Below are 26,337 nucleotides of genomic sequence, written 5' to 3' on the forward strand. Positions count from 1 at the left end.
CCACACACCTCTCGATACTTCACGCATCGGCGACTGTCGGGCTACGTGTTCGATCAGGAATGCTGGCGCGAACAGCAGCTGAGATTTCGCGCCAGGCATCCGTCCACGCCCGTGCCGTGGAGCGGCGGTGGTCACAAGTCGTTTTCCGACGCGCGGTCCGCATCGGTCGCGTCGGCATGTCTGTATAAGAAATGTAACCGCATTGGCGTTGACTCAAATACCAGTCCGCTTGCAGATTCCGCGCTCGCAATTGCCACGGCGGCAGGAGCGCCGGTCATCGCAGCTCGCAGTTCGGGCGCTCTGACGCGACAGTTGTGAGTCGCTGCAAGGGTCGTTGCTGGCATACGCCGCAGTGAGTGCAGCGATGCATTTGATTCAACATCGAATGAGGAACAGACATGGACGACAGAACCGAATCGCCCACTCAGCGGTCGGTCTCGAAGGGAATGCGTCGATGGACAAATGCGAGTCCTGATTGGGATGCAGATGTTGATGACCGCCGAGGCCCGGATCTTTCGTACTGGACGCGAACGTTCGCAGGGGCGAGCCCCCTACAACTCCCCGTTGCTCGGCTGACCCCATCGAGCGAGTGGAGCACCCCTTCGATCGACCAAATACGACAGAGATTGCCAACGGCACTGAAGAAGCGGTTGGAAAACCTGGCCCGGGAGCAGCACGTGTCGCCGTTCGCGGTGCTGTTCGGAAGTTGGGCGCTGTTGCTCGCTCGCTGGTGCTGCCAAGAGGACGTGGTCGTCGGCGCCCGCTGGACGCGACGCTTGCAGAACGGCGAGTTGCGCGTCGAAGGTCTCGATGGTCCTGTGCCCCTGCGCCTTGCCGTCGATGAACACACGCCGGTCAACGAGTTTCTCAAGCGCGCGGATAGCGTGTTGACTCAGACAGTGGCGCATTCAGGCGTCTCGATGAGCGATGTTTGCTCTGCGATTCAGCGGAGCGACGATAAAGATACATTGCTGCGTGCGCTGATCGCACTCGACGATGATCGCACGCGGACGGTCAGGCAGCTTGCGGGGGAGGCCGCGCAGCTCGAGTCATCGCCGGTCGAGCTCGCGTTCGTGGTGGAAGAAGTCGACGGGATCTGGACGGGCGTTTTCCAATACCGCACAGATCTCTTCGATCGCGACACGGTCAGCCGTATGGCGGACAGCTGCTACACCTTGCTTCACGGGATCGTAAAGCATACGCGCAGACCGGTGGGCCAGTTGGGATTGCTCAGCGGCGCACAGCGCGATCGGGTGATCTACGAGAACAACGCGACCGCGGCCGACTATCCGCGCGGCAAGCTGATTCACGAGTTGTTCGAGGCGCAAGTGAGGAAGACGCCGCAGGCGATTGCGGTGGCATACAAAGACGAACAGCTGACGTATGAGCAGCTCGATGCGCGAGCCAATCAGCTGGCGGGCTACCTGCGTGAGCGGGGCGTAGGTCCGGATGAACTCGTCGGGATCTGCGTCGAGAGAAGCCTCGAGATGGCAGTGGGGCTGTTGGCGATCCTGAAGGCGGGCGGTGCGTATGTGCCGCTGGATCCGAGCTACCCCCGCGAGCGACTGGAGTACATGTTGAAAGATGCGTCGCCGAAAGTGCTGCTGACGTTGGATAGGTTGACGAGCCGACTGCCGGAAACGACGGCGGAAGTGATTGCTGTGGATGCGGACTGGCAGAAGATTGCCGCGCGGCCGACGGCCGATGTCGAGTCGCGGAAGATGGGTCTGCACTCCGGCAATCTTGCTTACGTCATCTATACGTCAGGTTCGACGGGCCAGCCGAAAGGCGTGCTCGTCGAGCACGGCAGTGTCATCAACCTGTGGGGAAGTCTCGAGCGCCTGTACCGTCAGTCGGCTCCTTGCAAGCACGTTGCGCTGAATGCATCGCTCAACTTCGATGCCTCGGTCCAGCAGCTGGTGCAATTGCTGTCCGGGCGGAGGCTGAGCATCGTTCCGCAGGAGTACCGGCTCGCTGCTCATGAGCTGCTGGACTTCATCGAGGCGCACCGGATCGACGCCATCGACTGCACGCCCTCGCAGCTGAAGTTATGGGTCGATGCTGGAATGCTGGAGAGGACGTACCCACACATGGTGCTGGTGGGGGGCGAGCCGATCGATGCGGAGCTGTGGCGCAGGCTCGCGCATTGCACCGGGAAGCAGTTCTTCAACGTCTATGGTCCGACGGAGTGCACGGTCGATGTGACGGCTTGTCGCCTGGATCCGGACGGCGAACCCTCCATCGGCCGCCCGCTGAACAACACACATATATATATTCTGGATGCGTGCGGCCAGCCGGTGCCGATCGGAGTGACCGGCGAGCTCTACATTGGTGGCCGCGCAGTCGCACGCGGGTATCTGAATCGAGCGGAGCTGACGGCGGAGCGGTTCGTGCGAGATCCGTTCACTGCGGATGCTACGGCACGGATGTATCGCACGGGAGACCTCGGACGTTGGCGGGCGGATGGGACCATCGAGCACTTGGGTCGCAACGACGATCAAGTGAAGATCCGCGGTTTCCGCATCGAGCTCGGGGAGATAGGCTCGAGGCTGAGTGAGCACGAGCTCGTCCGGGAAGCCGCGGTAATCGCGCGGGAATTCACGCCCGGCAACCAAAGGCTCGTCGCATACATCACGGCTGCGGACAAGCGCCGGCCTGATCCGCACAGCCTTCGCACCCACCTGACCAATACACTGCCCGATTACATGATTCCGGCAGCGTTCGTAGTGTTGGAGCGCCTGCCGCTGACACAGAGCGGGAAGTTGGATCGACGCGCACTACCGTCGCCGAGCGCCGAGGATTTCGCCAAGCGTGAGTACGCAGCACCTCGCGGCCGAATGGAAGAAAGCCTTGCGAACATCTGGCGGTCGCTGCTGAACACGGACCGGATCGGACGCGACGACAACTTCTTCGAGCTCGGCGGCCATTCGCTGCTGCTCGTTCAACTGGCGGAGCGGCTGCGAAGTGAAGGGTTGTCGGCGGACGTCTTCAACATCTATCGAGAGCCTACCTTGGCTGGGTTCGCGGCCGCGGTGACCGGTACTGGTTCCTCGGCGCCGCAGATACCCCCAAACCGGATCCCGCTGGGATGCGATTCGATCTCCCCAGAGATGTTGCCGCTGATCGAGCTCGACGCCGATCACATCGCGCGCATCGTATCCGTGGTGCCGGGCGGAGCATCCAACATTCAGGACATCTATCCGCTCGCGCCGCTGCAGGAAGGGATGCTGTTTCACCACCAACTGCGGGCGGGCGGCTCTGATCCGTATGTACTTCCGACCTTGTTGTCCGTCGCGTCCCTGGAGCGCCTCAACGATGTGATACGGGCATTCCAAGGAGTGATTGACCGGCATGACGTGCTGCGGACGGCGATCCTGTGGGAGGACCTGCCGACTCCGGTCCAGGTCGTCTATCGCAGCGCGCCACTACCGGTCGAGCGCATTGCCTTCGACGATTCTCGTGACGTGCGCGAGCAACTCGACGAATGGCTGACCGTCGAGCGCCAGAGCATGGATATCAGACAGGCGCCGCTGGTGCGCATGAAGATTGCGGCGGATCCATGGAGCGAACAGTGGTACGTAATCATTCAGGTGCATCACATCGGCAGTGATGAGCAGTCGATGGCGACTCTGCTGCGAGAAGCGATGACGTGCTTGCAGGGACGGTCTGCGTCACTGGCCGAGCCACTGCCTTACCGGAACCATGTGGTGCGGACGCGGGCGCTTGCGCAGTCAGGGGAACCCGAGACGTTCTTTCGCGGCAAGCTCGGCGATGTCGACGAGACCACGGCGCCGTTCGGACTGCTGGACACACAAGGTGACGGCAGCAGTGTCGATGAATTTCAGGCGACCGTTGACTTGTCGTTGGGAGCGCGTGTTCGCGTAGAGGCGCGGCGCCTCGGCATGAGCCCGGCGCCATTGTTCCATGCTGCGTGGGCCCTCGTGGTCGCGCAGACGAGCAGCCGGGACGATGTGGTCTTCGGCACGGTGCTGCTGGGTCGGATGCAGGCCTTGGCGTCCACCGATAGGGCGCTGGGAATGTTCATCAATACGTTGCCCATGCGCGTCGCATTGAAAGATCTTTCGGTACGGCAGCTGGTGGAGGTGACTCAGCGTGAGCTGGTCGAACTGCTGCCGCACGAGCAGGTTTCGCTGTCGGTCGCGCAGCGGTGCAGCGCCGTGAGTGGCAGTGCGCCGCTCTTCACTGCGTTGCTGAACTATCTGCACAACACCCTCAGCTTCGACGCCGACGATGGCCGCATGGGGGAGGGGGTCCGGCTGCTGGAGCGGCGGCAGTGGACCAATTTTCCTATTCTGGTGTCGGTGGAGGACAAGTTAGATCGCTTTCTCGTGATCGCCCAGACCGATCGCGAGGTCGATCCGCGTCGAATTGCCACATATCTGCTTACCGCGATGGAGTCGTTGGTTTGCGCTCTCGAGTCCGCTCCAGATATGCAGGCGCTGCAGCTACCTCTGCTTCCCGAAGCGGAGCGCGAACAGGTGATCCGATCGTTCAACGCCACCGTGATGGAGTCCGGGTCGGCGAAGCTGATTCACGAGTTGTTCGAGGAGCAGGTTGCGCGGACGCCGGATGCGACAGCAGTGGAGCATGAGGGCGACGCGCTGACGTATCAGGCGTTGAATCAGCAGGCGAATCAGCTGGCGCGATATCTGATGAGTCGCGGCGTCGGGCCGGATCGTCCGGTGGCCGTGTGCTTCGAGCGAGGGCTCGACATGCTGGTCGGGCTGCTCGGCACGCTGAAAGCAGGCGGCGCCTATCTGCCGCTGGATCCAAACTATCCGGCGGAACGACTGCAGCAGATGGTGGCGGATGCGGCGCCGCCGGTGGTGCTCACGCAGGAGGTGCTGAGATCCAAACTGCCGAGCAGCGCCGCCGAGCTGATCGTGCTCGATACGGTTCGAGCGCAGCTCGCGGGGCAGTCGGACACGAATCTCACCTCGGCGCAGACCGGCCTGCGCCCCGATCATCTGCTGTATGTGATCTATACCTCCGGCTCGACGGGGCGCCCGAAAGGCACGGCGATGCCGCATCGAGCGATGGCGAATCTGCTGGCGTGGCACCGGCGGGAGTTGCCCGCCGCCGGCAAGCGGGTGTTGCAGTTCGCGGCGTTCAGCTTCGATGTCGCGTTCCAGGAAATGTTCTCGACGTTGTGTGATGGCGGCACGCTGGTGCTGCTGGATGAGTGGATCCGCCGCGATGCCCACGCGCTGAGCGATTTCATCAATGACCAGCGCATCGATCGGCTGTTTGCGCCGCCGCTGATGTTACAGAGCGTGGCCGAGTCCTGTCAGGCGATCGGTCAGGTGCCGGGACACCTCAAAGATGTGATCACGGCCGGTGAGCAACTGCGGGTGAGCGCGGAGATCCGGGGCTTCTTCGGCAAGCTGCCCGGGTGCCGGCTGCACAATCATTACGGCCCGACCGAGACGCACGTGGTCACGGCACTCACGTTGAGTGGCGATCCCCAGCAGTGGCCGACGCTGCCGTCGATCGGCAAGCCGATCGCAAATACGCAGATCTATGTGCTCGATGCGCGACGCCAGCCGGTGCCGATCGGTGTTGCGGGCGAGCTGTACATCGGCGGTGCGAACGTGGCGCGCGGCTATCTGTATCGGGACGAGCTGACATCGACTCGGTTCGTGCGCGATCCGTTCAGCGATCGGCCGCAGGCGCGGCTGTACAAGACAGGCGATCTGGCCCGTTGGCGAGCGGACGGAACGATCGAGTACCTGGGGCGCAATGACGATCAGGTGAAGGTGCGAGGGTTCCGGATCGAGTTGGGCGAGATCGAGGCGCAGCTTGCGCGGCACGAGGCGGTCAAGGAAGCCGCGGTGATCACCCACGAAGAGACGCCAGGACTGAGGCGGCTGGTCGCGTATGTCGTTGCGCGCGACAGTGCTGCGGGCCCGAGTGTGGAAGAGCTGCGCGGGCATCTGAAAAGTCTCTTGCCCGATCACATGGTGCCGAGTGCGTTCGTGTTGCTGGAGCAACTGCCGCTCACGCCGAGCGGGAAGCTGGACCGCCGCTCGTTGCCGGCGCCGGCCGCCGATGCATATGTGCGGCAGGAATATGAAGCGCCCCAGGGTGAGGTTGAGGCGAGCCTTGCAAAGATCTGGCAGGAGGTGCTCAAGGTCGAGCGCGTCGGACGCAACGACAACTTCTTCGAGCTGGGCGGCCATTCGCTGCTGGCGATGCAAGTCATGGTCCGAATCCGCTCGTTGCTTACGCTCGAGATTGCGATTCGCGAACTGTTCGATAACCCCGTGCTCAACAGCCTTGCAGCGCGAGTGGCGACGCAGCGCGAAGAGCTGATGCTGCAGCGGCTGGATGCGGGTGGTGCGGACGTCGATGCGCTGCTAGCGCAAGTTGCATCGATGTCGGAGCACGAAATTGACGACTTGATGGGACAACTGCGCGCCGGAGGACGGCTATGACTCAGACATCGAAGATCAGCAAGGAACGGCTCGGGAATCTGACCGCGGATCGTGCCGAGCTGGTCAAACTTCTTCTCGAAGCAAAAGTTCGCAGAATGGAGGAGATTCGCCCCTACCCGCGCGATGAGAGTTTCGGTCGGCCTCGAATGCCCACTTCCTGGGCCCAGCAGCGTCTGTGGTTCATCGATGAGCTGGAGGGCGGTTCCACCGCCTACAACATGGCCTTCCCGCTGCGGCTCAAGGGCGCGTTGGACGAAGGGGCTCTGCAGAAAGCGCTCGATGAGATCGTGCAACGGCATGAGATGTTGCGGACGGTGTTTGTGGCAGGCCCGAACGGCCCGACGCAGGAGATCAGTCCGGAAGGCCGATTCTCCCTGGTGAAGATCGACCTCGCGGGCGCTGCAAAGTCATCCGAGTCTGCGGAGGCCGCGGTGCTCGCCGAGCGTCAGCGTGAGCTTCATCAGCCGTTCAGTCTGTCATCGGGTCCGTTGATTCGCGGTCGCTTGCTGCGCCTCGGCGCGCAGCAGCACGTGCTGCTCATCACGATTCATCACATCGCGGCGGACGGCTGGTCACTGGGTGTCCTGGTGGAAGAGTTGAAGCAGCTCTATCACGCATTTCACACCGGGCGTGCGCACGAACTGCCGGTCTTATCGGTTCAGTACGGCGACTATGCGTCGTGGCAACGGGAATGGCTGCGGCCTGCGGTGCTGGAAGATCAGCTCTCGTACTGGACTCAACATTTGATGGGAGCGCCACCGCAGATCGAACTGCCAACGGACCGACCGCGGCCGGCCGTACAGAGTTACCGCGGAGGGAACGTTCCAATCGCTCTCGACGCCGCGCTGACGAAGAAGCTCCGAGCGTTCGCGAAACGTCACGACATGAGTTTGTTCATGGTCCTGTATGCCGGTTGGGCAGTGTTGCTCGCACGGCTCGGCGGCCTGGATGATGTCGTGATCGGCACGCCCGTCGCGAACCGTCGCCGGGCGGAGCTCGAGCCGCTGATCGGATTCTTCGTCAATACGCTGGTGCTGCGCCTGGGGCTCGACGCCGAGCTCACTATCGCCGAGCTGCTGCAGCGGATACGAAGGACGACGTTGCAGGCCTACGAGCACCAAGACGTACCCTTCGAGCAGGTCGTCGAGGCATTGCAGCCGGAGCGCAGCCTGAGTCGCAATCCGCTGTTTCAGGTGATGTTTGCGCTACAGAACGCGCCGATGAGCGAGCTGGCGCTGTCGGACTTGCAGATGACTCTGGAGGACGTGATCGACGAGTCGGCAATGTTCGACCTGCTCGTTTCCCTGTACGAGAGTGGTGACGTTATCAGCGGCACCCTCAACTACGCGGAGGACCTGTTCGATCGTTCGACCATTCAACGATGGGTCGCTTGTTTCGCGACGTTGCTTCGAGGCCTCGTCGACGGTGTCGTCGACAGGGTCGCTGATCTGCCGCTACTTCCCGAAGCGGAGCGCGAACAGGTGATCCGATCGTTCAACGCAACCGCGATGGAGTCCGGGTCACCGAAGCTGATTCACGAGTTGTTCGAGGAGCAGGTTGCGCGGACGCCGGATGCGACAGCAGTGGAGCATGAGGGCGACGCGCTGACGTATCAGGCGTTGAATCAGCAGGCGAATCAGCTGGCGCGATATCTGATGAGTCGCGGCGTCGGGCCGGATCGTCCGGTGGCCGTGTGCTTCGAGCGAGGGCTCGACATGCTGGTCGGGCTGCTCGGCACGCTGAAAGCAGGCGGCGCCTATCTGCCGCTGGATCCAAACTATCCGGCGGAACGACTGCAGCAGATGGTGGCGGATGCGGCGCCGCCGGTGGTGCTCACGCAGGAGGTGCTGAGATCCAAACTGCCGAGCAGCGCCGCCGAGCTGATCGTGCTCGATACGGTTCGAGCGCAGCTCGCGGGGCAGTCGGACACGAATCTCACCTCGGCGCAGACCGGCCTGCGCCCCGATCATCTGCTGTATGTGATCTATACCTCCGGCTCGACGGGGCGCCCGAAAGGCACGGCGATGCCGCATCGAGCGATGGCGAATCTGCTGGCGTGGCACCGGCGGGAGTTGCCCGCCGCCGGCAAGCGGGTGTTGCAGTTCGCGGCGTTCAGCTTCGATGTCGCGTTCCAGGAAATGTTCTCGACGTTGTGTGATGGCGGCACGCTGGTGCTGCTGGATGAGTGGATCCGCCGCGATGCCCACGCGCTGAGCGATTTCATCAATGACCAGCGCATCGATCGGCTGTTTGCGCCGCCGCTGATGTTACAGAGCGTGGCCGAGTCCTGTCAGGCGATCGGTCAGGTGCCGGGACACCTCAAAGATGTGATCACGGCCGGTGAGCAACTGCGGGTGAGCGCGGAGATCCGGGGCTTCTTCGGCAAGCTGCCCGGGTGCCGGCTGCACAATCATTACGGCCCGACCGAGACGCACGTGGTCACGGCACTCACGTTGAGTGGCGATCCCCAGCAGTGGCCGACGCTGCCGTCGATCGGCAAGCCGATCGCAAATACGCAGATCTATGTGCTCGATGCGCGACGCCAGCCGGTGCCGATCGGTGTTGCGGGCGAGCTGTACATCGGCGGTGCGAACGTGGCGCGCGGCTATCTGTATCGGGACGAGCTGACATCGACTCGGTTCGTGCGCGATCCGTTCAGCGATCGGCCGCAGGCGCGGCTGTACAAGACAGGCGATCTGGCCCGTTGGCGAGCGGACGGAACGATCGAGTACCTGGGGCGCAATGACGATCAGGTGAAGGTGCGAGGGTTCCGGATCGAGTTGGGCGAGATCGAGGCGCAGCTTGCGCGGCACGAGGCGGTCAAGGAAGCCGCGGTGATCACCCACGAAGAGACGCCAGGACTGAGGCGGCTGGTCGCGTATGTCGTTGCGCGCGACAGTGCTGCGGGCCCGAGTGTGGAAGAGCTGCGCGGGCATCTGAAAAGTCTCTTGCCCGATCACATGGTGCCGAGTGCGTTCGTGTTGCTGGAGCAACTGCCGCTCACGCCGAGCGGGAAGCTGGACCGCCGCTCGTTGCCGGCGCCGGCCGCCGATGCATATGTGCGGCAGGAATATGAAGCGCCCCAGGGTGAGGTTGAGGCGAGCCTTGCAAAGATCTGGCAGGAGGTGCTCAAGGTCGAGCGCGTCGGACGCAACGACAACTTCTTCGGGTTGGGCGGGCATTCGCTGCTGATCGTGCAGATGATGGAGCGCCTGCGTCAGGCAGGGCTGGCTACCAGTGTGCGCAGCGTCTATCAGAGCACGACGCTGGCCGATCTGGCGCGAGCAATCGTCGGCGAGGCGGTGCAGGAATTCACCGTTCCGCCGAATCCGATTCCGCCTGACTGCGAGCACATCACGCCGCAGATGCTGCCACTCGTGCAACTCGAAGCCGAGCACATCGAGCGCCTCGTGCAGGCCGTACCTGGTGGCGCGAGAAATGTGGAAGACATCTATCCGTTGGCCCCGCTGCAGGAGGGCATCCTTTTCCACCACCTCCTCGCGGACGAGCACATCGATACCTACGTTGTCGCGATGCTGCTGCAGCTGTCATCACGTCGGGCACTCGATGGCTTCGTCAACGCGCTGCAGAAGGTCGTCGAGCGTCACGGAATTCTACGCTCGTCGATCCACTGGGAGCACGTGCCCAAGCCGGTGCAGGTCGTGCATCGACGCGCGGCGGTGCCGGTGCAGGAGATCAGTCTCGATCGAAACATCGATGCCATTCAACAGTTGCAGGCCCGCATGGAATCCGAGCCAGACTGGCTCGATCTGCGTCAAGCGCCGTTGCTACGGCTGCAGGTCGCGGCGGACCCGCGCGGCGAGAGCTGGTATGTCATTCTCCGGCTGCACCATATCGTGATCGATCACGAGTCGTTGCACGCAGTCATCAATGAAACGATCGCACTGCTGCGGGAGCCTGCCGTCGAGCTTGCTGTGCCGACTTCCTATCGCAATCACGTTGCGCAGGCGCTGGCTCATGCCCCCAAGGATGATGTCGAAACCTTCTTCAGGGCCAAGCTCGGTGACGTCGTCGAAACAACGGCGCCCTACGGGGTAGTCGACGTGCACGGCGATGGCAGCCGGATCGTCGAAGCGCAGCAGGTGCTGGAGCCGACGCTGTCGATGCGACTTCGTCTGCAGGCGCGTCGACTCGGCATGAGCGTCGCGACTCTGTTTCACTCGGGGTGGGCGCTGGTGCTCGCAAAGACCACGACGCGGGACGATCTGGTGTTCGGTACCGTGCTGCTCGGGCGGCTGCAAAGCGATGCTGGCGCCCAGCAGGCCCTCGGCATGTTCATCAACACGCTGCCGCTGCGGTTGCGACTTGCGGGCGCAACAGCAATGGGGCTGGTCGAGCAGACCCAGCGAGAGCTTCGCGAGCTCGTGAACCATGAGCAGGCATCTCTCGCCATTGCGCAACGTTGCAGCGGTACGCAAGGCAACTCACCGCTGTTTACTACACTGTTGAACTATCGCTGGAGCTCTGTCGATGTCGAGGACGAGTTCGCAGCCGGTGACGTGGGGCTGCTTGGCCTGAATAGTCGCACGAGCTATCCAATATCGCTCCACGTGCTGGACAAGGGCGAACAGTTCAACCTCGGCATCGAAACCGACAGGGCCATCGACCCGCAACGTTTGATGACGTACTTCTGCACGGCGCTCGAGTCTCTCGTGGATGCGCTGGAGCGCGCGCCGCAGACGCAAATTACCGCGCTCGACATCGTTCGCGAAGCGGAGCGGGAGCAGGTGCTGAAGTCGTTCAATGCGACGGCCATCGAGTTCCCGCCGACGAAGCTGATCCACCGGTTGTTCGAAGAGCAGGTTGCGCGGACTGCGCAGGCCACGGCGGTGGAACACGAAGGCCGCTCGTTGAGCTACAGCGAGTTGAATCAACGGGCGAACCAGTTGGCGCAATTCCTGCGCGCCCGGGGCGTCGGGCCGGACCGGCCGGTCGCAGTCTGCTTCGAGCGAGGACTCGACATGGTGGTCGCGCTGCTCGGCGCCTTGAAGGCGGGCGGTGCCTATTTGCCGCTCGATCCGAATTATCCGGCGGAACGATTGCAGCAGATGGTGGAAGATGCGACGCCTCCGGTAGTGCTCACCCAGCAGGCGCTGGCGTCGAAGCTGCCGGCAAGCGCGGCCGAGGTGATCGTGCTGGACGCGCAGCGCGATGAGATAGATCGCGAGCGGGCGACGGACCTCGCGCCGGCGAGTATTGGATTGCGCCCGGATCATCTGCTGTACGTGATCTACACGTCCGGATCGACCGGACGGCCGAAGGGAACGGCGATGCCCCATCGCTCGATGGCGAATCTGATCGAGTGGCATCGGCAGGAATTTCCGGAGAGCGCTGGCACGCGGGTGCTCCAGTTCGCGGCATTCAGCTTCGACGTCGCATTCCAGGAAATCTTCTCGACGTTGTGCACCGGTGGCACGCTGGTATTGATCGATGAGTGGATCCGGCGCGATGCGCGAGCGCTGGGTGAGTACCTCAACGCTCAGCGGATCGAACGATTGTTCGTGCCGCCGCTGATGTTACAGAGCGTAGCGGAGTCGTATCTCTCAGCCGGCGAGACGCCGAAGTACCTGCGGGATGTGATCACGGCAGGCGAGCAATTGCGAATCAGCCCGGAGATCGCCCGTCTGTTTCAGCAGCTCGACGGCTGCCGGTTGCACAACCACTATGGGCCGACGGAGACGCACGTCGTCACGACGCTGACGCTCAGTGGCGACCCGAAGGACTGGCCAACGCTGCCCGCGATCGGCAAGCCGATCGCGAATACCAAGCTCTATGTGCTCGATGGGCAACGCCAGCCCGTGCCGCTCGACGTGGCCGGAGAGCTGTATATCGGCGGTGCAAACGTGGCGCGAGGCTATCTGCACCGGCACGAGTTGACGGCAGAACGATTCATTCGAGACCCGTTCAGCGACGACCCGCAGGCACGGCTGTACAAGACCGGCGACGTGGCGCGCTGGAGAGCGGATGGGACGCTCGATTACCTGGGCCGCAACGACGACCAGGTGAAGATTCGTGGTTTCAGGGTCGAGCTGGGCGAGATCGAAGCGCAGCTGGCGCGGCATGAAGAAGCCAAGGACGTGGCTGTCGTGGCGCGAGAAGAGTCAGGAGGGCCCAAGCGACTCGTTGCTTATGTCGTTGCGCGGGATCTGGCGGCTCCCCCAGCCGTGGAGGATCTTCGTGCTCACATGAAGGCGTTACTGCCCGAGCACATGGTGCCGAGCGCGTTCGTGCTGCTCGAACGATTGCCACTGACTCCGAGCGGCAAGCTGGATCGCCGTGCGCTGCCGGCGCCGGAGGCTGGTGCATATGTGAGCCGCGAGTACGAGCCGCCGCGAGGCGCGGTCGAGGAGAGTCTCGCGAGCGTCTGGCAGGAGTTGCTGAAGGTCGAGCGGGTCGGTCGCAACGACAACTTCTTCGAGCTCGGAGGTCATTCACTGCTGATTGTGCAGATGATGGAGCGGCTGCGAAAGCTGAGCTTGTCCGTCAACGTGCGCACCATCTACCAGAGCACGACGCTTGCCGACCTGGCGCGCGCGATTGCAGGCGAGACGGTCGAAGAGTTCGAGGTCCCACCGAACCTGATTCCAGAAGGCTGTACACAGATCACTCCGCCCATGCTGCCACTCGTGGCGCTCGAGCCCGAGCACATCGAGCACATCGTGAGCTCGGTGCCGGGTGGCGCGGCCAACATCCAGGATATCTACCCGTTGGCGCCGCTGCAGGAGGGCATGCTGTTTCATCACCTGCTCGATACCCACGGCGGTGATCTCTATTTGCTACCGATCCTGCTGTCGTTCGACACACGAGAGAAGCTGGAGGGCTATCAGCGAGCATTGCAGCAGGTGATCGATCGCCACGACGTGCTGCGTACCGCAATGCTGTGGAAGGATCTGCCCCGGGCAGTACAGGTGGTGCAACGACACGCGACATTGCCTGTGGACACGATCACGCTACGTAGCGATGTCGATGCGCTCGAGCAGATGATGCAGCGTGTGAAGCTGCTACAGCAGCGTATCGACCTGCAGCGTGCGCCGATGATGATGCTGCAGGCCGCGGCCGATCCGAAGAGCGAGCGCTGGTACGCCATTCTGTATTTGCACCACGTTGTGTGTGATCACGAGTCGCTCGATCTCATGCTCGCGGAAGTCTTGACTCACATGGCCCGGCCGAACGAGGTTGCCGGCTGGCCCAAGCCCATCCCGTATCGGAATCATGTGGCGCAAGCACTGGCGCGTACGCATGCCGAGGGGGCCGAACAGTTCTTCCAGAAGAATCTGGGCAGCGTGACCGAGTCGACCGCGCCGTTCGGTATCCTCGAGATCGACGGCGATGGTACGTCGATCGAACAGATTCATGACGCAGTCGACCCGGCGTTGGCAGAACGCGTCCGCGTTCAGGCGAAGCGGTTGTCGATGAGTCCGGCGCCGCTGTTTCATGCGGCATGGGGGTTGGTGCTCGCCGCGACGACGGGCCGCGATGACGTCGTATTCGGCAGCGTACTGCTCGGACGCATGCAGGGCCGCGCGGGTGCGCAGCACGTATTGGGCATGTTCATCAATACGTTGCCGCTGCGAATCACGATCGAGGCGAAGACGGCCAGGCAACTGGTCGAGACGACACAAAGAGCGCTGGCGGAACTGCTCACGCATGAGCAGGCCTCCTTGGCCGAAGCTCAGCGTTGCAGCGGCGTGAGCGGGTCGGCGCCGCTGTTCACGGCGATCCTGAACTATCGGCACAACGCGGTGGATGTTCCATCCTCGTTCAAGGAAGTGCAGGGCGTCGATCTGCTGACCATCGAGGGATGGACCAACTATCCATTGATGTTGTCGGTGGACGATTACGGGACGGCGTTCGCCTTGAGCATCGATGCGGATCGTCGTATCGATGGTCATAGAACCATCGCTTACATGCACACAGCCGTTCGCTCGCTGGTCGAGGCGCTGGAGCAGGCATCGCAAGCGCCGGCGCTGGATCTTGCGGTGATGCCAGCAGCCGAGCGACAGGCTGTGCTCCGCACGTTCAACGGCAGGCAGGCGGCGTACCCGCGGGAAAAACTGATCCATCAGTTGTTCGAGGAGCAGGCGGCGCGTACGCCGGATGCGGTCGCGGTGGAGCATGCGGGAGTGTCGCTGAAGTACGCGGAGTTGAATCTCCAGGCGAATCGACTGGCGCGCTACCTGCGGGGCAAAGGCGTGCGAGCGGACCGTCCAGTCGCTGTGTGTTTCGAACGCGGACCGCAGATGTTGGTCGGTCTGCTCGGTGTGCTGAAGGCAGGCGGGGCGTACCTGCCGCTGGATCCGAACTACCCGGCGGAACGGCTGCAGCAGATGGTGGAGGACGCATCACCGACTGTAGTACTGACGCAGGAGGCGGTGCGAGCGAGGGTGCCGCAGAGCGCAGCGGAAGTCGTGGCGCTCGAGGCGGCGCAGGAGGTGATCGAAAATGAGGCAGACACGAACTTGTGGGCCTCGGAGGTCGGACTCCGCTCGGATCATCTGCTGTATGTGATCTACACGTCAGGATCGACCGGACGGCCGAAGGGGACGGCAATGTCTCATCGCTCGATGGTGAACCTGATCGAGTGGCATCGGCAGGAGTTTCCGAAGACCGCCGGGACGCGGGTGTTGCAGTTCGCGGCGTTGAGCTTCGACGTGGCCTTCCAGGAAATCTTCTCGACGTTGTGCTTGGGCGGCACGCTGGTGCTGATCGATGAGTGGCAGCGGCGCGATGCGCGTGAATTGGGCGAGTACCTGAACTCCATGCGCATCGAGCGGCTGTTCGTGCCGCCGTTGATGTTACAGAGCGTGGCGGAGTCGTACCTGTCGGAGGGTGAGACGCCGACATATCTGCGGGACGTGATCACGGCGGGCGAGCAACTGCGAATCAGCCCGGAGATCATCGGGCTGTTCCAGCACGTGAAAGGATGCCGGCTGCACAACCACTACGGGCCGACCGAGACGCACGTGGTGACGGCGTTGACTTTGAGCGGAGATCCGCAGCAGTGGCCGACCTTGCCCGCGATCGGCAAGCCGATCACGAACACGCAGATCTACGTGCTCGACGCACGTCGCCAGCCAGTGCCGATTGGTGTGCCGGGCGAGGTTTACATCGGCGGAGCGAACGTGGCGTGCGGCTACCTGCACCGGGCGGCGCTCACGGCGGAGCGGTTCGTGCGAGATCCGTTCAGTGCGGAGCCGCAAGCGCGGATGTACAAGACGGGCGACCTGGGTCGTTGGCACGCGGACGGGACGATCGAGTACCTGGGGCGCAACGACGATCAGGTAAAGATTCGCGGCTTCCGCATCGAGCTGGGCGAGGTCGAAGCTCAGCTGGCGGCGCATCCCGAAGTGCGCGAGGTCGCCGTGGTGGCGCGCGAGGATGCGCCGGGCCAAAAGCGGCTTGTTGCGTACGTGGTAGCGCGCAATTCGGCGACTCATCCGACCGTAGAAACGCTTCGTGCTCACATGAAGGCGCTGTTACCGGAGCACATGGTGCCAAGTGCGTTCGTGTTGCTGGAACAACTGCCGGTGACACCGAGCGGGAAGCTGGATCGCCGTGCGCTGCCGGCGCCCGAGGCCAATGCCTATGTGGCGCGCGAGTACGAAGCTCCGCAAGGTGAGGTCGAGGAGATCCTGGTAGCGATCTGGCAGGAACTGCTGAAGAACGAGCGGGTGGGTCGGCACGACAATTTCTTCGAGCTCGGCGGGCACTCATTGCTGATCGTGCAGATGATGGAGCGGCTGCGCAAAGTCAGCTTGCCTGTCAACGTGCGAACCATCTACCAGAGCGCGACGCTCGCGGACCTCGCGCGTGCGGTCGTTGCCGAGACAATGAAAGAGTTCGAGGTTCCACCCAACCTGATTCCGGAGGGCTGCACGCAGATCACTCCGCAGATGCTGACGCTGGTGGCTCTCGAGCCCAAGCATATCGACTACATCGTAGGCACGGTGCCCGGCGGGGCAGCCAACGTCCAGGACATCTACCCGTTGGCGCCGTTGCAGGGAGGCATGCTGTTCCACCACCTCATGGACGAGCACGGTGGCGACACCTACCTGGTGCCGATCCTGTTGTCCTTCGATACCCGGGACAAGTTGGACGGCTACCTGCGAGCGCTGCATGAGGTGATGGATCGTCACGACATGCTACGCACGGCAGTGCTGTGGAATCATTTGCCGCGGCCGGTACAAGTTGTCTACCGAAGTGCGACGCTGCCCGTGGACACGATCACGCTGAGTCGTGGCAGCGATGCCCTCGAGCAGATGCGCAGGCGCGCGAAGCTGCGACAGAAACGTCTCGATCTGCAGCGCGCGCCGATGATGATGCTGGAGGCGGCAGCCGACCCGAACAGCGAACAGTGGTACGCGATCCTTTATCTGCACCACATCGTGGCCGATCACCAAGCGCTCGATCTGATGTTGATGGAAGTGATCGACCATATGGCTCGCCCGGCGGAGATCTGGCCCAAGGCGGCGCCCTTTCGCAACCACGTCGCTCAGGTGATGACATACACGCATACGGAAACGCAGCGATATTTCCAGAAGAAGCTGGGCGATGTGACCGAGTCGACCGCACCCTTCGGTGTTCTCGAAGTCGAGCCCGAGGCTGCGCCGATCGAACGGCTGGAAGCCAGTATCGAGTTGTCGTTGGCTGAGCGGCTCCGCGTTCAGGCGCGACGGTTGGCCGTGAGCCCAGCTGCGCTGTTCCACGGTGCATGGGCCCTGGTCGTCGCAGCCACGACAGGTCGTGACGACGTGGTGTTCGGAACCGTGCTGCTGGGGCGCATGCACAGCCGGGCAGGTGCGCAGCGAATCCTGGGCCTGTTCATGAATACGTTGCCGCTACGGATCACGATCGGGGGGAAGACCGCAAAGCAATTGGTCGAGACAGCACAGCGCGAGCTGGCTGGCATGCTCAGGCATGAGCAAGCGTCCCTGGCCCAGGTGCAGCGCTGTAGTGGCCTGAGCGGCTCGGCCCCGCTGTTCACGGCGATTTTCAACTACCGGCATAGCGAGGTGAACATCGCGACCTTTCACCAACAGGTGCCGGGAGTGGAAATCCTCCGCATCGAGTCGTGGACGAACTATCCGTTGTCGTGCTCGGTGGACGATTTCGGGAACGAGTTCGGCTTGAGCGTCGATGCCGATCGGCGCATCGATGCTCACAGAATCGTCGATTGTATGAATACGGCCCTGCGATCGCTCATCGAAGCCTTGGAGAGCGAGCCGCAAAAGACATTGGCGTTGGATCTTGCGGTGATGCCTGCGAGGACTGACGCCCAGCAAGAGGAAAGTCGTGCGCTGATTGGATGATCGACTCCCATTCTCTGGAGAAGCAATGTATGAATGGATTGATTGAGGCGACCGCGAACTCCGCGCCGCTCATGAGTGATGCGCAGATCGAGCAGGCTCTCCGCCAGTTCAACGATACGGCGCGACCGTATCCAGCCGATGGCTTGATTCACGAGATCTTCGGTGCGCATGCGCTGCGCGCCCCAAACGCTGTGGCGATCAAGGATGGGGATCGGCAGCTCAGCTATGCCGAGCTCGAGCGCCGGGCGAATAAGGTTGCTCGTGCTTTGATAGCACGCGGAGTGCGGCCAGATGATCGGGTCGGGCTGTACGCCGAGCGCAGTGCGGAGTCGATCGTCGGCATGCTCGCAATTCTCAAGAGCGGCGGCGCCTACCTGCCGCTCGATCCAAACTATCCGCCCGAGCGGTTGTCGTTCATGGTCACCGACAGTTCGCCGGTCGCTTTGCTGGCAGCGCCCGAGCTGATCGAGCAGGCCACTCGTCTAGGCGTGCCAACGCTACCCTTGAGCGATACGTTGTCTTACCCGGAGAGCGCGCCGAGCGTTCAAGGCCTGACTTCCAGCAACCTGGCGTGCGTCATTTATACCTCCGGATCCACTGGCGTTCCGAAGGGCGTGATGATCGAGCATCGCAGCGTATTGCGCCTCGCGATCAATCCCGCCTACGCGCAGATCGATTCCGGCGATCGTGTGCCTCACGGCGCAAGCCCGGTCTTCGATGCGACAACGTGGGAAATCTGGGCGCCGCTGCTCAACGGTGCGAGCATCATCGTGATTCCGCAAAGCGTGCTGTTGGACCCTGCTGCCTTCAACAAAACGCTGGTCGATCAGGCCGTAACGACGATGTTCCTCACCGTCGGATTGTTCCATGAGTACATCGACGCCCTGGAGCAAGCGTTCGGCGGTCTGCGCTGTCTGATCACTGGCGGTGACGTGGTCAATCCGGCAATTGCTGCGCGCATGCTCGCAAGACAGAAGCGACCGGGACAGCTGATCAATGCCTATGGGCCGACTGAAGCGACTACTTACGCGACCATGTTCGTGATGGAGGCGCCGCCGAGCAGCTCGGACTCACTGCCGATCGGGCGGCCGCTGGCGAACACCTGCGTGTATGTTCTGGACGCGAACCAGGCGCCGGTGCCGGTCGGAGTCATCGGGGAGATCTACATCGGCGGGCCTGGTGTCGCGCGCGGATATCTGAATCAGCCACAGATGACGGCCGAACGCTTCGTGCGTGATCCCTTCAGCGGGGACGCGAGCGCGAGGATGTACAGGACCGGCGATTTGGGGCGGTGGCGAGCCGATGGCAACCTCGAATTTCACGGACGTAACGATTCTCAGGTGAAGATCCGGGGCTTTCGCATCGAGCTGGGTGAGATCGAAGCGCAGCTGGCAGAGCATCCGGAGGTTGGCGAGGTCGCCGTGGTGGCGCGCGAGGAGGAGCCGGGTCAAAAGCGGCTGGTGGCGTATATCGTGCCGCGCGAGGCTGGCTTCCCGCCGGGCATCGACGAGTTGCACACGCATCTGACATCGAGCTTGCCTGAATACATGGTGCCGAGCGCGTTCGTTCTACTCGATCGGTTGCCGCTGACGCCGAATGGCAAGCTGGATCGACAGGCGCTGCCAAAGCCCCAGAGCGATTCGTACGTGCTCGGCGACTACGAGCCGCCGCAGGGTGAGGTGGAGGAGTTCGTGGCCCGGCTCTGGCAAGACCTGCTGAAAGTCGAGCGGGTCGGACGACACGACAACTTCTTCGATCTCGGTGGCCACTCAGTGCTGGCGATCACCGTCGTCGCCTCCGTCGTCGACCAGATGGCAACCAATGTTTCGGTGGGCTCGATCTTCCGTCATCCGACCGTAGCCGCATACGCGCAGTACGTTGAAGCGATGCGGCCGGCTCGGCCGCTGGAATTCGATTCGGGCGATGTGGAGTTTGAGGAGCGAGCGCTATGACGCACTCGAGTTCTGACGGCCTGCGCTTGCTGGACACTGCCGAGGTGATTCTCGCGCGCGTCCGCAAGAAAGGCATCGTGCTCTGGTTGGACAACGGAGAGCTGCGCCTCAAAGCGCCCAAAGGCGTGCTGAACGACGACGACGTGCAATCCCTGAGAGCGCATCGGACCGAGCTCGTCGGGCGCCTGGAGATGGCCATTGGCGCGGGCGCCTACGAACGGGACCTGGCGCCTCGCTCGAGCCGCGAGCACATCCCGCTGTCGCACACACAGATGTCCTACTGGAATCAATTGAAACTGGCGACGCAGCCATTCATGCGCCAGGTTGTTTCCGCCACGAGGCTGCACGGGGTGCTCAACCTCGACGCATTGCGAGAGAGCATCGCGGCGGTCATTCAGAGACAGGAGGCGTTTCGGACCCGAATCGAAGTCATCGAGGGCACGCCGCAGCAGCGAATCGTTGCGGAGCATGATTTCGTGCTCGAGGTCGATGAGCTGACCGCACCTGCCAACGGCTCCCGGCAGCGCGAGGCGGAGCAATGGATCGTGCAACATGTGGCCGAGCTGATCGATGTAACAAAGGATCCATTGTTCAGCATCCGCGTGTTGAGAGAAGGCGACGAGCAGCATCTGCTGCTCATAGCGATGCAACACCTCATCACGGATGGCGCATCCATGAGCATCATCGTGCGTGAAGTGATGACCGCGTACGGTCAGGTTTCCAAAGGCCTGCCCGTCTCACTGCCGGTGATACCGCTGCAGTTCGCTGACTACGCGCTGTGGCAGCATGAGCAATCCTGGATCGAGAAGCGGGCGGAATACTGGGAAAGGCGGCTGGCTGGATACCGTCGGGTGCGCATGCCGAGGTCCGAGTCCTCAGAGCGTCGAGGCTATGGAACTACAAAGTTGCGAATTGATCGGGACTTGATGGCAGCGCTGACGGCGCAGGCGCGTCGCCAGCACACGACGGTGGTGATGAGCGTCTTTGCTGCGTACGTAGCGCTGCTGACACGCTGGTGCAATTCCTCGGACGACATCGTGATCCGGTTCATTTCCGATGGCCGTATCAGCCCGCGGCTGGCGAACACGGTTGGCTGCTTCACGTTCTCGGTGTCGATGGGCATGACGGTCTCGGACAACCCCAGCCTGTCCGAACTCATCAGTCGGTCCGCGGCGGAGTACTCAATGGCGCAGGACCACGCCAGTTTCTCCTACCATGACGCCTACCGGTTTCGCGAAGACTTCACGCAGACCTGCGACTTCAATTGGGTCACGCACGGGGCGGCCTTTGCGACGCCGGCGGATGACACGCACGATCGGTCCCTCAAGTACTGCCCAGTCGCTTTCGAGCACCCGCTGTTCGAGACGATGGACATCGATCGGGAGCCCGGCGTGCTTCTCCACGATATGAAGACAGAAGCGGAGGGGATGTTCTGGTATCCGCGTGCCGGGTTCTCCGAGGAATCGATGGACCGCTTTGCACGAAACTTTGTCTGCTTCCTGCAGATCCTGGCGACCCGGCCGCACACTCGTATCAAAGACATTCCGATCTGCTGAGCCTTCGTCATGGGCAGCAGAGTTTCGTGGTGTGTCGAAGGAGAGCGAGAGTGACAGGCGAGGCCGTCGGCTCCGGACAGGAAACGGAGAGTCAACGCCCGTGGGTGCTCACTGCCGTGTGTCTCGGCCTGATGATGGCCGGGTTCAGCGGCAACATGGTCAACCTGGCGCTGCCATCGATCGGATCGGACCTTCACATGTCCGATGCGCACCTGACACAGATCACGAGCGCGTACGTGGCCACGTTTGGCGGAGCGATGCTGATGGCAGGGCGCCTCGGTGACGCATTCGGACACCAACGCATGTTTGCGCTCGGGGTCGGCTTGTTTGCAATCGCCTCGCTGGGATGCGGTGTGGCGGCCTCGGCGGGAATGCTCCTTGCCTGGCGATCCGCGCAAGGGATCGGCGGAGCGATCGTATGTGTGCTCGCGCTATGCCTTGCGGAGAATCTGTTCGTGCAGCAAGCGCATCGTACCAAGGCATTGGGACTTTGTTCGCTGATAAGCGCCGTCGGTGCGAGCGCCGGCGTGGTGATCGGAGGGGCGCTCGTCAGCGCTTTGGACTGGCGCTGGGTCTTCTTCGTGAACGTCCCGATCGGCGTGAGCTGTGCACTAGGTCTGGCACTGCTGCCGGCCACCCATCGGGTGAGCCGAAAGAGATTGGACACACGTGGGGCCGTGCTCGCCATCGTCCTGCTGGTTGCGGTGGCGGGCACGCTCGGGAACGAAAGCCTGATGACCGGGAGAATCACGTGGCCGCTGGCTGCTGGCATCGCCGCAGCAGTGCTGCTCGTGACGTGGTTGTGGTGGAGCAGACCGGGCGCGCAATCGACGATGGCTCGCCAGGGCAGGGCTCGCATGGGCCGCGTCGTCGGGGTGAATGTGGTCGCTGCATTGATGGCGATTGCGCTGCTCACGTGGGGCTTCGCGTGCAGCGTATATCTCCAACGCGTGCTTGGGTTTACGGCGATGCAGGTCGGCCTGCTGTTCCTGCCCGACGTTCTGGTCAGTGCGGGCGCGGCGTTTTCTCTTGCTCCGCGGCTCGTCGCACACTTTGGTGTGCGGCTCACCGCCGTCACGGGTCTGCTCTGCACAGCCGCTGGACTGATGCTCCTTTGGCAAATACCGAGCGATGCGCTTTTTCTTTATGACATTCTACCGGGCATGTTGCTGGTCGGTCTCGGCAGTGGCCTGTCGTATTCGCCGCTCGTACACGCCGCCTTACGCCTGGCAGAGCCCGAACGCGTTGGCGCGGCCTCCGGTCTCATCAATACGTCCTACATGCTGGGAGGAGCATTGGGATTATCGGCGCTCGGCAGCATCGCCGCAGGGCGAACGGCCGATCTGATCGCCGCGGGTGTCGATGGGACGACCGCTCTAAGTAATGGCTACCGCCTGGCATTCGCACTGAGCGCGGCGGTCGCATTTGCGGGCGCGATCATGGGCGCTGCCGTGCTTCGTGATCAGGCAGAGGAAGCGCACTAAGTACGCGCGTTACCTGCCGCTCAATGGGACATGCACGTCGGACACATCGGGAATTTGCCGGCGTTTGCGAAATTCACATACGACGCCTCTTCGTCGGCGGGAGATGCCATGGGCCGGGTCAGGATCGGATTGACAGGCAGCGCCTCGCGGTCGACGACGACGCCGTCCTTGAGGATCGTGTGGATAGTGCGGTAGTTCTCGGACGCGAGCAGCGGGTTCTTGTCGAGGATCAGCATATCCGCAATCTTGCCCGGCTCGAGGGTGCCAAGGTCCCGATCCTTGCCGTAAGCCTCGGCGATGTTTCTGGTCGCAGCCTGTAACATTCGCATCGGTGAGCAGCCTTTCTCCTCCATGGCCTTGAACCAGAAGAAATGGCCTTGGCGAAGATCCATGTAGCAATCGACATCCAGCCCCATCCATGCGCTCCACGTGGGGTCGCTTTCCACTTCTGGCGCAAACAGCGATGCGTCATTTGCCAGCAACAGCGTGGCATCGGAGCGGATGAAGTTCCGTACATTGGTATCGGCGGCTCGCATCAGCGTATGGCCCAGGTCCGCCCCGTGGCTGGTCATCCCGAAGAACCAGTCCAGCCGCCGCTGCGTGAAGGGGAAAAGAACGGCACCCGTGTTCCGCTTGACGAACAACTCGATCGTGGATTCGGGGATCGGGGTCGGCCCCGTGATGTTCGCATGCGTGATCAGATCGCAGCCTGCCTCGACGGCGATCCGCAATCCTTCCACACTCGAACAGTGCGCCTGGGCGGTGATACTGGCTCGATGCGCTTCCTCCACCATCGCTTCCTGCACCCGCGGCGAGAATTGTATGAATGCACCCTGACCGGTATGGTCATTTGAGGCGTATTTGATGAAGTCGATGCCCTTGCCGATATAGGCGCGCACTTCCTGCGCAACCTGCTCCGGCGTCAGCCACATCAGGTGGCGCCCGACATTCTCGACCCAGATCGCGTTGATTCGCTTGGCCAGTGCGCCGCTGGCGACCTCCGCAGCCTTGGGGAAGAAGTCCGCAGAACAAGGGCCATCGAGCCCAATGATGTTGCCCGCGCAGAAGATGCGGCTGCCCGGCACCTGGCCGGCATTGATTGCATCGCGCGAGTTCATCAAAGCACGGCGTGGACCCCAGGTGTCGAACACAGTAGTGAGCCCATTCTTCAGCGCCACCTGCGCGGCTTCGATGATCAGGTCCTCGAAACGATCCATGTGTCGCACGAGGTTTTCCAGGCGGACATCGCATAGAAGATGGACATTGGCATTCATCAGCCCGGGAATGACATATTTTCCGCGCGCGTCGATCACGGCGGCTCCCGGCGGAATGCTGAGCTCATCGCGCCTGCAGATGAGCTTGATGCGGCCGGCTTCGATCCAGATCGACTTGCCCTCGATCGGTGTTTCCGCGACACCGTCGATGATCGTCGGATTCAGAACGATCAGTGGCCCTCGAGAATCCATTCGCTTGCTCGAGTTTGCAGTCTCAGTGCTCATGGTCTCGTTCTGCTGCTGTTGTTGAGTTTCTGCCGTTTGTCGTGAGCTTTAGACGGATCGAGGCCGCGGGGCCGCAAAAAAACATGGGCGGTCTGGGATCTGCGTCGCTGTGTGAGAGATTTACGGTGCGCTGCCCATGATCGATACGAGCAGGTGCGAGGGATGTTCGGGATCGTGATAGAGGCTCTGTACGGCGCGGATCGGGGCGCCCGGTTCACCGCCGCGGTTGGCGTTGCGGTCGAATTTGGGAAAGTCCGCCGAGCAGATATCGAGCCGCAAACGATGACCGGCCTTGAAGCGGTTGGCGGTGGCCCACAGGTCAATCTCGAACCGATAGATGCGGCCTGGCTCCAGCAGCTCAGGCTCACCTTCGGTATTGCGATGACGCACGCGCAGCGTGCAGTTCTGCAGGTGGATCGCGCGACCATCGGGAAACACATCGGTGAGACGCGCAGAGAAATCTGTATCCACTGCGCTCGAGCTCGCGTAGAGGATCAATCGCAACGGTCCGACAACATCCAGATCGCTTGCAAACACGGAAGTCGTATAGGAGAGCACGTCTGCGCGGCGCTGGACCTCGCTCACGTCGGCGCTGCCGGGAGCGTAGACGTAGGAGAGAATGCTGCCGCCTACCGTCGGCGTCGGATCTTCCGGGTCGTAAATGTAAGTGTCGGGGTTCGAAGCCTGCTGCGGAGGCTCTGAATTCAGCGTGCCGCTGGAACCGAGATACAGAGCGCATATCCGTGCTGCAGGGGGAGGCCATGCCGATGCCGTGTACCACTCGTTGGCGCCCATCAGGTAGTACGTAACGACAGGCCATGAGTCGAGGGTGTTTTCGCGCACGGCGGCGTACCAGCGTAGTAACAGGTCACGCACGTTCGCCGTGCGATGGTTGCCACTGATATAGGCACTGCCACTATGGGTGCTGCGATAGATCAGGTCGAGCTCGGGGTGGTTCTCGCGACCTTCACGATAGCCCGGCATGTTATGGGCACAGGGCGCGATCAAGAGGCGGCTGCGTGATCTCGCGGACTCAGATCCCTCGCGCGTGAGCAGTGACCATGTTGCGAGCGTGTCGCCGTTCCCCCAGTCGTACCAGCCGGTGATGATCAGGGCCGGTGCGTGCAGCGACCGAGCCAGCTCAACCTTCCCTGCGCTCGGAAACGTAAACAACCCGTAGGGAATCTCGCGGCCGAAAATCTCGGAGAGAGCGTTGTCGTATGTGACGCTGGGTTGCCCCGTGACCCGCTTGATCAGCTCGGCGCGCTGCGCAGGAGGGAGCGGCCTGTAGTGGTCCCAGAGCCAGCGCTTGCGTTCGGTCGGCGACAGCGCTTGCAGGTTTGGATAGTGTTCGAGTAGCGCAGCACTCAACGGTGTGTGCAAGGGTTCGTTGAAATAGCCATCCGCCAGCGTCTCCGGCAGGATCCGACGCTCCATCTCCCACAGGGGGATGGGCTCCTTGTCGATACCCTTGCCGACTGCGCGCGAGAAGGCATTGACGAACATGTAGAAGTTCGGCGTGTCGTCGCGACTGATGCCGATACCAGCAACCTCCGGGGCAATGGCCGACATGCGCGGGTGCATCGACATGCCCCACTGCGTACTGCCGCCATAAGATCCACCGAAAGAACCCACGAATCCGTCGAACCATGGCTGCTGCGTGATCCACTCAACGAAGTCGATACCGTCTTCACGCTCGTAGATATACATTTCCCAAGTGTCTGGCTCGCTATCGCCAGTACCGCGGACGTCTTGCGTCACTACCACGTAGCCGCGTTGAGCCAGTGGGAGGACGGTGTCCGCGAGGTTGGTGCGGCCGTAAGGGGTTCGCACGGCAATGGCGGGGGCTGGCAGATCCGGTGGCAGGTACAGATCCGTCGCCAGGCGTATGCCATCGCGCATGGTGACGAAAATCGTTTCCCTGCGAATCGCCGATGCGACACAGCGGGCGGGCGTGTGAGGTTCGCTCTCGAGGATCAGCTTGAGATCTGGCGCAACGTCCGCGAGGCGCTGCGGCACACCGCGGTTCGCTTCGTTATTCTTGTTCGGGCTCACGTCTCG

Annotated in this window: 7 protein-coding genes; 5 read left to right on the plus strand and 2 right to left on the minus strand. The window is 62.4% G+C overall.

What is annotated here, in order from left to right:
- The first annotated feature begins 446 nt into the window (after positions 1–446).
- Genes EK373_RS20325 through EK373_RS20345 form a run of 5 tightly spaced genes read left to right on the plus strand, consistent with a single transcriptional unit; the run spans position 447 to position 22,777 of the window.
- Positions 447–6,455 carry a non-ribosomal peptide synthetase gene (locus tag EK373_RS20325; RefSeq protein WP_232831191.1) on the plus strand — a complete coding sequence of 2,003 codons (6,009 nt, stop codon included), beginning with the start codon at positions 447–449 and terminating at the stop codon, positions 6,453–6,455.
- A complete protein-coding gene (locus tag EK373_RS20330) occupies positions 6,452–17,785 on the plus strand; it encodes a non-ribosomal peptide synthetase (protein WP_129645515.1) in 11,334 nt (3,777 codons plus the stop codon). Before EK373_RS20325 ends, EK373_RS20330 begins: the two co-directional genes overlap by 4 nt.
- Positions 17,786–17,814: 29 nt before the next feature.
- The gene (locus EK373_RS20335; RefSeq protein WP_198683469.1) at positions 17,815–19,737 is read left to right on the plus strand and encodes a non-ribosomal peptide synthetase; all 1,923 of its coding nucleotides are present in this window, start codon (positions 17,815–17,817) and stop codon (positions 19,735–19,737) included.
- Positions 19,734–21,293, plus strand: a complete 1,560-nt coding sequence (locus tag EK373_RS20340) for a condensation domain-containing protein (protein ID WP_129645517.1) — start codon at positions 19,734–19,736, stop codon at positions 21,291–21,293. Before EK373_RS20335 ends, EK373_RS20340 begins: the two co-directional genes overlap by 4 nt.
- 50 nt (positions 21,294–21,343) lie before the next feature.
- A complete protein-coding gene (locus EK373_RS20345; protein ID WP_129645518.1) occupies positions 21,344–22,777 on the plus strand; it encodes an MFS transporter in 1,434 nt (477 codons plus the stop codon).
- A 20-nt stretch (positions 22,778–22,797) separates the two neighbouring features.
- Here EK373_RS20345 and EK373_RS20350 read toward each other — a convergent pair whose 3' ends face one another.
- Both EK373_RS20350 and EK373_RS20355 read right to left on the minus strand, forming a co-directional pair.
- Entirely contained in the window at positions 22,798–24,090 is a 1,293-nt protein-coding gene (locus EK373_RS20350; RefSeq protein WP_157994450.1) for an amidohydrolase family protein, read from the minus strand.
- Between the two features lie 306 nt (positions 24,091–24,396).
- A complete protein-coding gene (locus EK373_RS20355) occupies positions 24,397–26,331 on the minus strand; it encodes a CocE/NonD family hydrolase (RefSeq protein WP_129645520.1) in 1,935 nt (644 codons plus the stop codon).
- Positions 26,332–26,337: the final 6 nt, after the last annotated feature.

Source organism: Peristeroidobacter agariperforans (assembly GCF_004138335.1).
In the GTDB taxonomy this organism is placed as follows: domain Bacteria; phylum Pseudomonadota; class Gammaproteobacteria; order Steroidobacterales; family Steroidobacteraceae; genus Steroidobacter; species Steroidobacter agariperforans.

What these genes read in the sequence shown, in the direction of transcription:
- EK373_RS20325 (WP_232831191.1), top strand. Translation starts at nt 447, where the DNA reads ATGCGTCGATGGACAAATGCGAGTCCTGATTGGGATGCAGATGTTGAT.
- EK373_RS20330 (WP_129645515.1), top strand. Translation starts at nt 6,452, where the DNA reads ATGACTCAGACATCGAAGATCAGCAAGGAACGGCTCGGGAATCTGACC.
- EK373_RS20335 (WP_198683469.1), top strand. Translation starts at nt 17,815, where the DNA reads ATGAATGGATTGATTGAGGCGACCGCGAACTCCGCGCCGCTCATGAGT.
- EK373_RS20340 (WP_129645517.1), top strand. Translation starts at nt 19,734, where the DNA reads ATGACGCACTCGAGTTCTGACGGCCTGCGCTTGCTGGACACTGCCGAG.